This is a genomic window from Bradyrhizobium sp. CCBAU 53340 (genome assembly GCF_015291645.1).
Taxonomy (GTDB): domain Bacteria; phylum Pseudomonadota; class Alphaproteobacteria; order Rhizobiales; family Xanthobacteraceae; genus Bradyrhizobium.
In genome coordinates, this window is record NZ_CP030055.1 from 2,209,674 (window position 1) to 2,223,118 (window position 13,445).

General features: G+C 64.9%; 12 protein-coding genes. 8 read left to right on the plus strand and 4 right to left on the minus strand.

What is annotated here, in order from left to right; translation table 11 throughout:
- The first annotated feature begins 10 nt into the window (after positions 1-10).
- Complete coding sequence (locus XH89_RS10360; RefSeq protein ID WP_194466967.1) at positions 11-1,798, plus strand: chloride channel protein; 1,788 nt, start codon at positions 11-13, stop codon at positions 1,796-1,798.
- A 125-nt stretch (positions 1,799-1,923) separates the two neighbouring features.
- Positions 1,924-3,243 (plus strand): alpha/beta hydrolase, encoded by a 1,320-nt coding sequence (locus XH89_RS10365; RefSeq protein WP_194466968.1) that lies wholly within the window; start codon positions 1,924-1,926, stop codon positions 3,241-3,243.
- A 186-nt stretch (positions 3,244-3,429) separates the two neighbouring features.
- Here XH89_RS10365 and XH89_RS10370 read toward each other — a convergent pair whose 3' ends face one another.
- Complete coding sequence (locus XH89_RS10370) at positions 3,430-3,687, minus strand: DUF2798 domain-containing protein (RefSeq protein WP_194466969.1); 258 nt, start codon at positions 3,685-3,687, stop codon at positions 3,430-3,432.
- A 290-nt stretch (positions 3,688-3,977) separates the two neighbouring features.
- Between XH89_RS10370 and XH89_RS10375 the strand changes: the two genes are divergently transcribed.
- The gene (locus tag XH89_RS10375) at positions 3,978-4,370 is read left to right on the plus strand and encodes a hypothetical protein (protein ID WP_194466970.1); all 393 of its coding nucleotides are present in this window, start codon (positions 3,978-3,980) and stop codon (positions 4,368-4,370) included.
- A gap of 958 nt (positions 4,371-5,328) precedes the next feature.
- Here XH89_RS10375 and XH89_RS10380 read toward each other — a convergent pair.
- Positions 5,329-5,547, minus strand: a complete 219-nt coding sequence (locus XH89_RS10380; RefSeq protein ID WP_194466971.1) for a hypothetical protein — start codon at positions 5,545-5,547, stop codon at positions 5,329-5,331.
- A 253-nt stretch (positions 5,548-5,800) separates the two neighbouring features.
- Between XH89_RS10380 and XH89_RS10385 the strand changes: the two genes are divergently transcribed.
- Genes XH89_RS10385 through uraD form a run of 4 tightly spaced genes read left to right on the plus strand, consistent with a single transcriptional unit; the run spans position 5,801 to position 8,373 of the window.
- A complete protein-coding gene (locus XH89_RS10385; protein WP_194466972.1) occupies positions 5,801-6,079 on the plus strand; it encodes a hypothetical protein in 279 nt (92 codons plus the stop codon).
- A gap of 50 nt (positions 6,080-6,129) precedes the next feature.
- A complete protein-coding gene (locus XH89_RS10390; RefSeq protein ID WP_194466973.1) occupies positions 6,130-6,543 on the plus strand; it encodes a DUF3830 family protein in 414 nt (137 codons plus the stop codon).
- The gene (gene puuE, locus XH89_RS10395; protein WP_194466974.1) at positions 6,544-7,479 is read left to right on the plus strand and encodes an allantoinase PuuE; all 936 of its coding nucleotides are present in this window, start codon (positions 6,544-6,546) and stop codon (positions 7,477-7,479) included.
- A gap of 6 nt (positions 7,480-7,485) precedes the next feature.
- The gene (gene uraD / locus XH89_RS10400; protein WP_194466975.1) at positions 7,486-8,373 is read left to right on the plus strand and encodes a 2-oxo-4-hydroxy-4-carboxy-5-ureidoimidazoline decarboxylase; all 888 of its coding nucleotides are present in this window, start codon (positions 7,486-7,488) and stop codon (positions 8,371-8,373) included.
- On the opposite strand, the gene XH89_RS10405 is transcribed toward uraD, so the two are convergent.
- On the minus strand, positions 8,370-11,096 hold the full coding sequence (locus XH89_RS10405) for a molybdopterin-dependent oxidoreductase (protein ID WP_194466976.1): 2,727 nt from the start codon (positions 11,094-11,096) through the stop codon (positions 8,370-8,372). The genes uraD and XH89_RS10405 overlap by 4 nt on opposite strands.
- Positions 11,093-11,920: an FAD binding domain-containing protein gene (locus XH89_RS10410; protein WP_194466977.1), complete on the minus strand. Its 828-nt coding sequence runs from the start codon at positions 11,918-11,920 to the stop codon at positions 11,093-11,095. The genes XH89_RS10405 and XH89_RS10410 overlap by 4 nt, the downstream gene beginning before the upstream one ends.
- Before the next feature lie 153 nt (positions 11,921-12,073).
- Between XH89_RS10410 and XH89_RS10415 the strand changes: the two genes are divergently transcribed.
- Positions 12,074-13,423 (plus strand): 8-oxoguanine deaminase, encoded by a 1,350-nt coding sequence (locus tag XH89_RS10415; protein ID WP_194466978.1) that lies wholly within the window; start codon positions 12,074-12,076, stop codon positions 13,421-13,423.
- Positions 13,424-13,445 lie beyond the last annotated feature (22 nt).

Sequence of the window (13,445 nt, forward strand, 5' to 3'; positions counted from 1 at the left end):
CTCGCAAGCGGTGTTCGCGCGGATCAGATATTTCGTCGACGGCAAGGGGACCAACCGCACCATGGTGCGGCTGCGCGCGCTATTGCGCAGCAACGAATTCTACCTGATCCCGCTGGCGCTCGTGATCGGCACGCTCGCCGGCGCGATCGTGACGCTGATGGCCGAGATCGCGCAGATCGCCCACGTCATCATCTACGGCATTCCCATCGACGTCCGCCTCTCGGCCAATACCTATATCAGTCCGTGGGCGGCGATGATGGCGCCCGCGCTGGGCGGCCTCGCGCTTGGCGTCATGGAATGGTGGCGGCGGCGGCTGAAGATTTCCAGCGCGGTCGACCCGATCGAGGCCAATGCGCTGCGCGGCGGCAATCTGTCGATGCGCGACAGCGTGGTGGTGTCCGGCCAGACGCTGATCTCGAACGGCTGCGGCGCGTCGGTCGGCCTCGAGGCCGGCTACACCCAGATCGGCTCCGGCATCGCCTCGCTGTTCGGCAAGTTCTTCAATCTCCGCCGCAACGATCTCCGCCTGGTCGTCGGCTGCGGTGCTGCGGCGGCGATCGCGGCGGCCTTCGGCGCGCCGATCACCGGCGCATTCTACGCCTGCGAGCTGATCGTCGGCGTCTATGCAGTCGGTAGCGCCGCCCCGATCCTGGCGGCCTCGCTTGCCGGCGCGCTGACGGCGCAATGGCTCGGCGGCGCGCCTTACTCGCTCGAAATTCCCAAGGTCAGCGCTGTCGGCGTTGAGCAATATCTGGCGCTGATCGGGCTCGCGCTCGTCACCAGCGGCGTCGGCATCGCCGTGATGCGCTCGTCCTCGGTGTTCGAGGGCCTGTTCAAATGGCTGCCGGTGTGGCTGCGGCCGGTGATCGGCGGCTTCATCGTCGGCGGCTTCGCTCTGGTCACACCGCAGGTGCTGGCGGCCGGTCACGGCGCCATGGTGCTCGATCTCTTTCACGACATGGCCATCGGCCTGATCGCGATCATCATCGCGCTGAAGGTGACGGCCTGCCTGGTCTCGCTGGCGTCCGGCTTCCGTGGCGGGCTGTTCTTTGCCTCGCTGTTCGTCGGCAGCCTGATCGGAAAATTCTTCGCCGCGGTGCTGCTGCTGATCAGCCCGAACTTCGCGATCGACCCGCTGGTGGCGATGCTGACCGGCATGGCGACGCTCGGCGTCGCCATCGTCGGCGGTCCCCTGACCATGTCGTTCCTCGTGCTCGAGATGACCCGCAATGTCGACGTCACCGCCGTGGTGCTGGCCGGCTGCATCGTCACCTCGATCTGCGTGCGCTTCATGTTCGGCCACTCCTTCTCGACCTGGCGCCTGCATCTGCGCGGCGAGACCATCCGTAGCGCCAACGACGTCGGCTGGCTGCGCAACCTCACCGTCGAGCGGCTGATGCGCTCGGACGTCGGCAAGGTGCCGTCGACCACCACCATCGCCGCGACACGGCGGGAATTCGCGTTGGGGTCACGGCCCGGGGTCGTCATCGTCAACAATGCTGACGAATATGTCGGCCTCGTTCTGCTGCCGGATCTGTTCTCCAGCGATCTCGATACCATCGCCGACGACATCCAGGTCATCGAGCTCGCGCGTCTGACCGACATCGTGCTGATCCCGGAAATGAACGTGAAGAGCGCGATGGCGGTGTTCGACGAGGCCGAGGCCGAAATGCTGGCGGTGGTCGATTCCACCGACAGCCGCAAGGTGGTCGGCTTCCTGACCGAGACCTTTGCCCGCCGCCGCTATGTCGAGGAGATCGACAAGGCCACGCGCGGCGTGCTGGGCGCGTTGTCATAAGGCTTCAGCCCCCCGGGCAAGTTGACGCCGGCACGCGCAGCGGACTTGCCAGATCGTTCACAACCTCTAGGCTAGGGGCGCGGCAGGCTGTTGCCCTGGCCGCATTCAGCGACGAGGGACGTGCGATGTCGGACACGCTTCGCCTGTTGCTTGCCTTGCTCGAACTCGGGCCCCGGCTGAAGGGCCTGCTGGGCGACAAATGGCCACCTTATGCCGAGGAATTGCAGGCGCTCGCGGGGCGCGCTGGCCAGGGTGAAGATCCGGACAAGCTTCGCCAGTCGCTGGACCTCTTGCTCGTGCGGCTGCTCGCCGAGCCGCCGGCCATGGAATTGGTCGAGCGCGTGATGGCAGACATGGCAGCGCCCGTTGCTGCTCAGGAGACCGTGACCCGTCGCGGGGGGGTGTCACCGCCCGTTGTTCCCGATACCATCAGGCCGACCACCGATGAAACCACCGGTGTTGTCACGATTCCCGTCTTCTACGGCACCGACCGCGCCCGGGGCGACGATACGCCGGCGGCCTATTTCCGTGGCGAGCGCGGGATGCTGTCCTTCGGCGTCGCCGAGGTCGGCGTGCCCACGCGCGGCCGCGACCTCGGCGAGCTCACCAGCCCAAGCTGGTGGCGTCTCGAATTCTCGCCCAATCCCGAAAAGCACGTGATCCTCAAAAGCGTCGGGCCGCTCGGCCGGGACGCCTTCGTCACGAGCCTGAAGGACTCGCTTGCTGCGGCAGACTTGCGCGACGTCCTGGTCTTCGTGCACGGCTACAACGTGACATTTGCGGATTCGGCGCGGCGGGCGGCGCAGCTCGCGGTGGATCTGAAATTTGCCGGCAGGACGCTGCTATATAGCTGGGCGTCGGCGGCGGACACCAAGAAGTACACGGTGGACGAGAGCACGATCGACTGGTCGCGCGATCATTTCGAGGCGTTTCTCCAGCTTGCGCTCGGCGAGGTCGGCGCCGGCAAAGTTCACATCATCGCCCACAGCATGGGTAACCGCGCCGTGATCAACACGCTCGAACGCGCTACCTCCTGGCAGCTGCCGGCCGGCGCCGCAAAGCTCGGCCAGATCATCTTTGCGGCGCCCGACATCGATCGCGACCGCTTCGTCCAGCTCGCAGCGAAATTCAAGGGCTGCGCCGCGCGTGTCACGCTTTATGCCTCGTCGCGCGACGTGGCGCTGCTCGCCTCAAAATTCGTGCACGGCTATTCCCGGGCGGGCGAGGCCGGCGAGGCGTTGACGGTCGTCGATGGGGTCGACACGATCGATGCCTCGCTGGTCGATACCAGCCTGGTCGGCCTGCACCATTCCTATTTCGGCGAGAAGCGCTCGATCCTGAACGACATGTTCAATCTGATCGCGCAACAACTCGCGCCAGACCAGCGCTTCGACCTCCAGGCCGCAGGCGATGCACTCCGGAAATACTGGAGTTACCGGGCCTAGAGGTCACTCCAGCTTGTCCACCTCGCGCAGCACCGGAAACAATGTCATCGCGATGCGATGTAGAGCAGCAGCGGGGGATGTCGCGACAATGCGACGGATGGGGCGGGAAGTGTGGAAGCTTGGTCCAAGGTAGTCAGCAATCATGGAAGCGGGACGGCGCGCGGGAAGCACTGCCGTCCGCGCCGGCTATCGGCCTGGTTGAGGAGGAGATGCGACGAGGCAGGCCACGATCCGGCGGACCAGTGGCAGCACCATCAGCAGTGTTGGAAAGGCGACGAGCCAGGACAGTGCCCAGGCGCCCGGCCAGGTCGCAAGGAAGGCTGGCGTTGCGCCGAGGCTTCGCAGCGTCGAAATGACCGACACCACGGCCGTCATGAGGGTGGACAGCACGAATGGCATCACGATCGGCGCATAGCGCGCCGGCAGTTTGCGAACCGCAATCATTTGATTTCTCGGAAAGAAAAAGACGCGTCAGTCACGTTGAACCCCAAAATGGCATCGATCCCGACGGCGTCGGTTGATGCGTTGGTTCACGTGAACGCTTACGGCGACCGGAAAACCGGCGCGCCTGTTCATTATCCGCCCAGGTCGAATGGATCAAGCCGGATCTGACGTCTCGGTTTACAATCGTTCAAAGCGTGGCAGATTGCCGCGATCGCGAAACTATTCCAATGCCTTGCGCATTGTCCGTTGTGTTCACATCTCTTTGTTTGGCGAGAGTGGAGGACGTTGAGATGAGTGACAGGTCCGTGAATTCGAGCGGTGGCCGCCGCACCGCATTGGCCGCATTCGCCGGTCTCGCTTTGGTCGTCGCTTCCATCTCGCCTTCGACGGCCGCGGCTCCGACACCGGCCAACGCCGTGTCCGCGGCGGGCACTGCAGCGGGGCCGGGCTCATCCAATGCGACCGATTTCAGCGCCGCCCGGCGTCACTATCGGCATTACCGGCGCGGACCGAACGCTGCGGGCCTCGCCTTCATGGGCCTCGCGGCCGGCCTGATCGGAGGTGCGATCGCCGAGAGCCGCCGCCAGGAATATTACGACAACTACTATTATGGCGGCCCGCGCTATTACGGTCCCGGCTACGGCTACTATGGCGGCCCGCGCTACTATTACAATCCGTACTGACCGCTGGCGTAGCCCGGATGAAGCGCAACTCCATCCGGGCGAACAGGCTGTGTCGCCCGGTTGTCAATCCCGTTACGCCAAAATATTCCGCTTTACCGAAATTCGGAAATGGCGTATGTGTTGCCCATCCCGGCTCGATCTGGAGGGGCGATCGTACGTCGTCACTGATTGCGAGCCGGGTTTGCGGTGGACGCGGCAGCGTCGGCACGAAAAGGTGCGGGCAGGGCGGGTAGTCCCTGTGAGCCCGAAACCGCGTGCGGATGAGCGGCGCTGTGACAATCGTCTCGCCAACATTCTTTCGGCGCGTGTGCACACTGCCGAAAGACCCTGTGGCATCAGGCGATACGCGTACGGCAAAACCGTGTGGTCCTGGCCGTCGTCGCTACGGTCAAGCCTGTCGCGGAGGTGTGGAGCGCCCAACCGGGTTAACCGCATCGCCAATCTGCGGGGCGAGGGAGGCCAGAGGGAATTCGGCTCCCGGGAGAGCACGGCATAAGCCGTCAAACCATCGCGCAGGGAAGGCCGTGTGTTCGGCTCCACCTGTATGCTGCTGTGCGGTCTTCTTGCGCTACACTTCGCGCAGCAGACCGTGGGTGCGAGGTCAGCACCCGGCCTTCCCTGCGCCCTCCTGATTTTTGAGGGGGGAGAGATCAAGCAAAGCTCGGGCGAATTGAGCCGCGAGAACGCGAAGGTGTGTCTACAAATTGAAATGCGATAGAGCGATGTCGCTACTTGCTCGCAATGACTATGTGGAGAGAGCCGTCCGTCAAACTTTGTTGTCGTGCCCCGGACGCAGCGCAGCGCCCCGGCGATGCGAAGCATCGTCCGGAGCGGTGCGCTGCAGAGCCGGGGCCCATATCTCCGAGCAATCCGGGTGGCGTGGGTCCCGGCTCTGCGCAGCAGCGTTGCACGCTGCAGCGCGTCCGGGACACGAGAGCCTCGCCGTATCGCTCCTGCCTCACCGTCCCGCCGGTGCCGACATGGCGCCGTTGGCGTAGCGCGACCAGTCGGGGGCAGTCGGTTGCGATGGCCACATGGCCGCGTTGGAGTCGCGCACCGACTGGGTGATGGGGGCGGGCTGTGCCTTGCGGATGTGATGGCGCTCGCCCGCTGCGGCGGTCTGGACGGTGATGACGGTAATCAGCGTGGCGCCGAGAATGGCAAGAGTCTTGTGCATGGTTGTTTCTCCCGTGACGACGTTTCCCACGGCGAGAGGAATGTCTCTTCTGTGCGTCGTCGCAACTGACATGGCGACGCGTCCGGCCGAATATCACCGTCGCCGGCTTCACGATCGGCAACGCCGCTTCACGATGGGGCGAGCAAATTTTTTGGCCTCGGCTAAATATTCGGCATCCGCCGCGCCGGGCCCGATGGACTTGACCGGCGCAATCCGGTTCAATGGGGCAATGAAGGTTTTAGGCGCGACAACGATGTCGAAATATCTGCTGGTCCTGCTTTTGATCGCCTCGCCGGCCGTGGCGCAGTTGAAACCTGCTCCCAAAAGCTCGGCGGCGCATGCCGACCCCTGCGCTCCCATTGGGCGCACCGCGGACGGCAAGCTGGTCTATTCCATGAAATGCGAGAGCCTGCCGGCGCCTCCGCCGCCCCCGCCGCAGGCGGAACTGAAGGAGGCTCCTGCGCCGGCCGCAGAGCCCGAGCCGGAGGTGCGGCGGAGCGGGGTGTTCGGCTGGTCATACGACCGCAGGTGAGGGCACTTTGCAAGTTCCCGGGGGCTATGGCCCCGAGCCAGAGAAATGAGATGAGCAAACTCGTTATCCGCGCCGGCGATTTCACCTTCGACGCCCGCTTCGAGGAGCAGGCAGCGCCGAAGACCGTCGCGGCGTTCCGCAAGACGTTGCCGTTCGAGAGCCACATCATCCATGTGCGCTGGAGTGGTGAAGGCGTCTGGATGCCGCTTGGCGACCTCGACTTTGGCGTCGGCTACGAAAACCACACCAGCTATCCGGCGCCCGGCCAGATCGTTCTCTATCCCGGCGGGATCAGCGAGACCGAGATCCTGCTCGCTTATGGCAGCGTCCACTTCGCCAGCAAGATGGGCCAGCTCGCCGGCAATCACTTCATCACGCTGACCTCGGGCCTTGATAATCTGGCGACGCTGGGCGAGAGCGTGCTGTGGAAGGGCGCGTTGCCGATCCGTTTCGAGGAAGTCTGAGTGACTGATACAAGCTACCCCCGCGATCTCCGCGGTTACGGCCGCAACCCGCCGCATCCAGAGTGGCCCGGCGGCGCACGGGTCGCGGTGCAGTTCGTCGTCAATTTCGAGGAAGGCGGCGAGAACAACATCCTGCACGGCGACCGCGCCTCTGAAGCGTTCCTGTCCGACGTGCTCGGTGCGCAGCCATGGCCGGGCCAGCGTCACGCCAATATCGAATCCATGTTCGAATATGGCTCGCGCGCCGGCTTCTGGCGGCTGTGGCGGATGTTCAATGAGCGGAAGTGGCCGACCACCGTGTTCGGTGTCGCCACCGCGCTGAAGCGCAATCCGGAAATCGTCGCGGCGATGAAGGAATCGGGCTGGGACATCGCGAGCCACAGCCTGAAATGGATCGAGCACAAGGACATGACGGAAGCGCAGGAGCGCGCCGAGATCGCCGAGTCGATCCGTGTCCACACCGAGGCGACCGGTTCGCGGCCGCTCGGCTGGTACACCGGGCGCTCCTCGATCAACACCAACCGGCTGTTGATGGAGGAGGGCGGCTTCCTTTATCTCTGCGATTCCTATGCCGACGATCTGCCCTATTGGGTCAAGGGCGCGAACGGCAAGCAGCTCATCATTCCCTATACGCTTGACGCCAACGACATGCGCTTCATCAACCCACAAGGGTTTGCCGAAGGCGAGCAGTTCTACACCTATTTGAAGGACGCCTTCGACGTGCTCTATGCCGAGGGCGAGACCGCACCGAAGATGATGTCGGTAGGGCTGCACTGCCGTCTCGCCGGCCGGCCCGGCCGGGCCGCTGGTCTGATCCGCTTCCTGGATTACATCGGCAAGCACGAGCGGGTCTGGGTGCCGACGCGGCTCCAGATTGCGCAGCATTGGTACAACAAGCATGCACATCTTGCGGCCGATGCGTTCGAGATTGGGTGAGGCGCGGTGTCGCAGATAGCTCTTTCCGATCTCAATGCCGCAAGCAAGGACGACTTCGTCGCCGCGCTTGCCAATGTCGTCGAATATTCGCCGTGGATCGCCGAGCAGATCGCGGCGCAGCGGCCGTTCGCCGGTGTCAATCAGCTCCATGCTGCGCTGATGGCGGCGATCCAGGCGGCCGACCCGGACGTACAGCTGGCGCTGATCCGGGCGCACCCCGATCTCGCCAACAAGACCCAGCGTGCAGCGGGCCTGACGGCGGAATCGACCGCGGAGCAGAACAGCGCCGGGCTCGACCGGCTGTCGGAGGCCGAATATTCGGCCTTCGAACGCGTCAACAACGCCTACCGCGAAAAATTCGGCTTCCCCTACATCGTCTGCGTGCGGCGTCACACCAAGGATTCCGTGCTGCGCGACTTCGAGACGCGCCTGCGCAACATTGCCAAGACCGAGACTCGCCGTGCGATCGAGGAGATCGGCCGTATCTCGGCGCTGCGGCTGGATCAGCTCGTCATCGCCGACGACAAGCTGAAAGTGCACGGCCGGCTTTCCACCCATGTGCTGGACAATCACGTCGGCAAACCCGCGGCGGGAATCGCAGTTGAGCTGGTCGAGCTTGCCGCGCTCGGCGAGAACCGCATCATCACGCGTAGCGTCACCAACGCTGACGGCCGTACCGACCAGCCGCTGATCGGCGGCCGCCCGCTGCCGGTTGGCCGCTACGAGCTTCGCTTCAGCGTCGGAAAATATTACGCCGAGCGCAATGTGCAGCTTCCCGACCCGCCGTTCCTCGACGAGATCCCGTTGCGCTTTGCGATCAGCGAGCCCGAGGGACACTACCACGTGCCGCTGCTGGTGACACCTTGGAGCTATTCGACCTATCGCGGCAGTTAGTCGCCGAACTTGTCGTGCAGCGCTGGAAACAGCCGGTCCGGCTTGAAGGGCGGTGCCGTGAAGCGGATGCCGGTGGCATCGGCGATTGCGTTGCCGAGTGCGGCGGCGACCGGATTGTACGGGCTCTCGCTCATCGACTTCGCACCTAACGGCCCGATCGTGTCCGAAGTCTCGGCGAACAATACCTCCGTGCGCGGCACGTCCGCGAAGGACGGCAGATGGTAGTCACGGAATTTGGGATTGGTGACACGGCCCTCGGCGTCGATCACCATCTCCTCGTAGAGCGCTGCACCAAGGGCCTGCGCGACGCCACCCTCGACCTGGCCACGGCACTGCATGGGATTGGCAACGACGCCCGCATCCGCCGCCTGCACGCTCCTGAGAATCCTGACCTCGCCGGTGCCCTTGTTTACCGCGACACGGAAGCCCTGCACGTTGAAGCCAACCGAGCGCGGCGTGCCCTCGGAATTGCCGTGCGCTACGAGCGGCCGGCCCGCCTCGCGCGCGAGCTTCGCCAGCTCGACAAAGGACATGCGACGCACGCCGCTGACGACGAACTCGCCCTCGAGCGTGCAACTGGCCGCATCGCAAAGCCACGCGCCGGCGGCGGCGGCCTTCAGCTCGGTCGCAAGCTGTGTCGCCGCGGCCTGTGTCGCCTTGCCGGCGACGAACGTGCCGGTGCTGCCATAGGCGCCGGTGTCGTGACCACCATGGGCGGTGTCGGACTGGCGCAGGCGGATCCTGTCGACGGTGATCGCGAGGGCGGTCGCGGCGATCTGCCGGTGCACGGTGCTGGTGCCGTTGCCGAACTCGGCGGTGCCAACGGTGAGATCGAAGCCGCCATCGTCGTTCAGCGCGATCACCGCGTCCGCGATGTGGCCGGCCGGCGGCGCCGTGTCGATCATGGTCAGGGCGATGCCGTCGCCGGTCAGCCAGTCCGGCGACAGTGCGGCTGGCGGCTGATCCGCCTGCATCGCGCGCTCGACGAGGTCGATGCACTGGTCGAGCCCGTAGGAACCGTAGAGTACGTCGTGATATTCGGGCTCAGGCGGCGACAGCATGGGATCGCCCTCCCTGACGATATTGCGTCGTCGCATGTCATAGGGGGTGATGCCGAGCTGCTTGGCCAGCTCGTCGATCGCGGCCTCCACCGCGATCAGGGCTTGCGGCAGCCCATAACCGCGAAACGCGCCGGCAGGTACCGTATTGGTGTAAACCACGAAGCCGTCGACCCGTTTGTTCGGACAGTTGTAGACGGCGATGGACTCGGACACCGCGTGGAACATCACGGAGCCGCCGTGATTGCCATAGGCGCCGGTGTTGGAGAGCACGTCGAGCTGGAGCGCAGTGAGCTTGCCCTCGGCATCGGCGCCGGCCTTGATGTGGACGCGCATCGGATGCCGCGTCGAGGTCGCGATGAACTGCTCCTCGCGGGTGAGCTCGAGCTTGACGGGACGTCCCGTCTTGAGCGCGGCGAGCGCCAGAATATCCTCGACGAACATCTCCTGCTTGCCACCAAACCCGCCGCCGACGCGCTCGCAGAACACGCGGACCTTGTCCATGGGAAGCCGGAAGATGTCCGCGAGCGCGCGCCGGGTCAGGAACGGCACCTGCGTCGAGGTGCGGACGTTGAGCACGCCTGTCGCGTCGAGCCAGGCGAGGCCGCCATGGGTCTCCAGCGCCGCGTGCTGCACACGATGGCTGTTGAAGGTGTCCTCGTAAGTGACGGCGGATGTGGCGAGTGCCGCGGCGACATCGCCGAACTCGCCATGAATCTCCGCGACGAGGTTGCGCTGCGCGTCCGCGACGCGGTTCGCGCTGGTGCGGTCAGGATGAACGAGCGGCGCGCCCGGCGTCATCGCCTGCTCCGGATCGATCAGCGCGGGCAAGATTTCGTACGCGACCTTCATCCGGCGGCAGGCCTCCTCGGCCGCGCCTTCGCTCTCGGCGACGACGGCCGCGACCTTCTGGCCGACGAAGCGGACGACATCGTCGAGGATGCGGGTGTCCTCGGGATCCATCCAGTCCTTCTCATGCCGCGCGGTCGAGAACAGCACCGATGGCGCATCCTCATGCGTCAGCACCGCATGCACGCCGGGCACGGCCATCGCCGCCGATCTGTCGATCGAAACGATCCTGGCATGCGCATGCGGCGAGCGCAGCAGCTTGATGTGCAGCAGACCCTCGATCTCCGTGTCGAACGCGTAGCGCGCCGTACCGCGAACGACGTCGGGGCCTGCGGGCGCCGGCAGACTGCGCCCGAATGCGCCGCCGGCCTCGACAACCTCGTCGATATTGCTCTTGCCGTGGATTGCGTCCTCGATCGCGCGATAGCCGGTGCAGCGGCAGATGTTGCCCTTCAGCGCGGCACCGAGATCGGTGCGCTGCGCCTGGTTCAGCGAGGCACAGGTCAGGATCATGCCGGCGGTGCAGAAGCCGCATTGAAACCCTTGCGCGTCGAGGAAGGCCTGCTGCATCGGATGCGCCCCGTCCTCACCGCCGAGACCTTCGATCGTGGTGATGGCGTGCCCGTCCGCGCGAAACGCAGGGATCAGGCAGCTGTGCACGGGCTCGCCGTCGAGCAGCACGGTGCAGGCGCCGCAATCGCCGGCATCGCAGCCTTTTTTCACTCCGAAATGGCCGAGCTCCCGCAAAAACGAGCGCAAGCATTGGCCGGCGCGCGGCGCTTGCGGAAACGGCTTGCCGTTGATCTCGAAGCTCATGGCTGCGCGATGTCCAGCAATTCACTGCGAATCTCCTCGGCGAGCCGCAGCGTCATGTGCTTGCGCCAAAGCGGTTTGCCGTGGATGTCGGTGTGGTACAGGTCATCCGTGATCTGCTGCGCAATCGTATCGCGAAGCGCGCTCGCGTCAGGCGGCTTGGCCAAGGAAAGCTGGATCGGCCGCACTGTCGATGCGGTGACCGTGAGCGTCAGTTTGCCATTGGCGTCCAGGCTGCCGATCACAAGCGCCGCGGAGCGGCCGACCGGCGCGAGCGAGATCTGGCGAAGTGCGGAGCGGCGCTTCAGTGCGGCAAGTGGAATGTCGATCTGCCGCAGCAAATCGCCCGGCGACAGGCGGTTGCGCTGGTTGCCCGTGACGAATTCGGCGACGGGAATCCTCTGCTCGCCGCCGCCGGCCTTCCAGATGGTGCAGACGCCGTCGAGCGCTGATGTGAGCGAGATCATCGGTCCCGCCGGCAGCGACATGCAGAGATTGCCGCCCACCGTTGCCGTCTTCCAGATCTTGAACGAAGCGAGAAAGGCGCGGCAGCATTGGCCGATCAGCGGTGCGGCGAGCCAGTCGGGCGGGCAGGTGAACGCATCGAGCTGCGAGATGGTGCAGGTGGCGGCGATGCTGAGATGATCAGGCATGATTGTCAGCGCCGGCCATTTCAGATCGGTAAGATCGATCAGCCGCGTGAGGTGGACCTGCGGCTCCGAGAACAGCCACGTGCCGCCCGCGAGCCAAGCATCACCTGGCGTCCAAACGGGCAGTTCGGAGCGCGTTTGCGGATGGGAGACCGCTGTGATGGTATTCAAGTCCATGGCTGCGAGAATGCCTGCACCGGGTGATTTGACTTAAGGGAAAGTCTTGCAAGACCAGCGCCAAGTGGCAACAACAAGTCGCAGCAATAACGCTCTCGGGATGGCCTCTGGCTTGCAGGTCATTCGTTAACGAGGGCGAGGAGAAACAGAGTTATGGGTGACTCAAAGCCGATCTGGATCAGGGATCCCTTGGCCATCCTCGCTGACGGCGCGGAGCGCGGGATCGTTGTTAAGGGTGGCCGTATCGTCGAGCTCGTGCCTTCAGGCGGAACGCCGGCGACCGCCGATATCACGGTGTTCGATGCGCGTGAGCATGTCGTGCTGCCGGGCCTCATCAACACCCATCATCACTTTTATCAGACGCTGACGCGGGCATTGCCTGCCGCGATGGACCGCGAACTGTTTCCCTGGCTTCAGGCGCTCTATCCGGTGTGGGCGAAGCTGACGCCTGAGGCGCTGGAGCTCGGCGTCACCGTGGCGATGTCCGAGCTCTTGCTCTCGGGTTGCACCACCACGACCGATCATCATTATGTCTTCCCGGCGGGGCTCGAAGAATCCGTCGATATCGAGGTCGCCGTCGCAAAGCGGCTCGGCGTGCGCGTGCTGTTGACGCGCGGCTCGATGAACCTGTCGCAGCGCGACGGTGGCCTGCCACCTGACAGCGTCGTGCAGGACGAGGATACGATTCTCGCCGATAGCGCGCGCGTGGTCGCCAAGCATCATCAGCGCGGTGCGGATGCGATGGTGCAGATCGCGCTCGCGCCATGTTCGCCGTTCTCGGTGACGACCTCGCTGATGCGCGCCACCGCCGATCTCGCCGACAAGCTCGACGTGCGCCTGCACACTCATCTGGCCGAAACCGAGGACGAGAACAAATTCTGCCAGCAGATGTATGGCTGCCGGCCGCTCGATTATCTCGAGCAATGCGGCTGGCTCAATGCGCGGACCTGGCTCGCTCACGGCATCTTTTTCAACGCCGACGAGATGAAGCGGCTCGGCAAGGCGAAGACGACGATCAGCCACTGCGCGTGCAGCAACCAGTTGCTGGCGTCGGGCTGCTGCCCGGTGTGCGAGATGGAGGAGGCGGGCGTCGGAATCGGTATCGGCGTCGACGGCTCGGCCTCGAACGATGGATCGAACCTGATGCAGGAGGTGCGCGCAGCCTTCCTGCTGCAGCGGGCGCGCTATGGCGTGACCAAGGTGAGCCACAAGGATGCGTTGCGCTGGGCCACCCGGGGCTCGGCGGCCTGTGTCGGTCGCCCGGAACTCGGTGAGATCGCGGTCGGCAAGGCTGCCGACCTCGCGCTGTTTAGGCTCGATGAGCTGCGCTTCTCCGGCCATGGTGATCCCCTGGCCGCGCTGGTCCTGTGCGGGGCGCATCGGGCTGACAGGGTAATGGTGGCGGGGAACTGGGCCGTGATCGACGGCGCGATTCCCGGACTGGACGTTCCGGACCTCATCCGCCGGCACAGCGCCGCGGCGCGGGCGATACAGGCGGGATAGGAAATAAATAGAGGGGGCGACC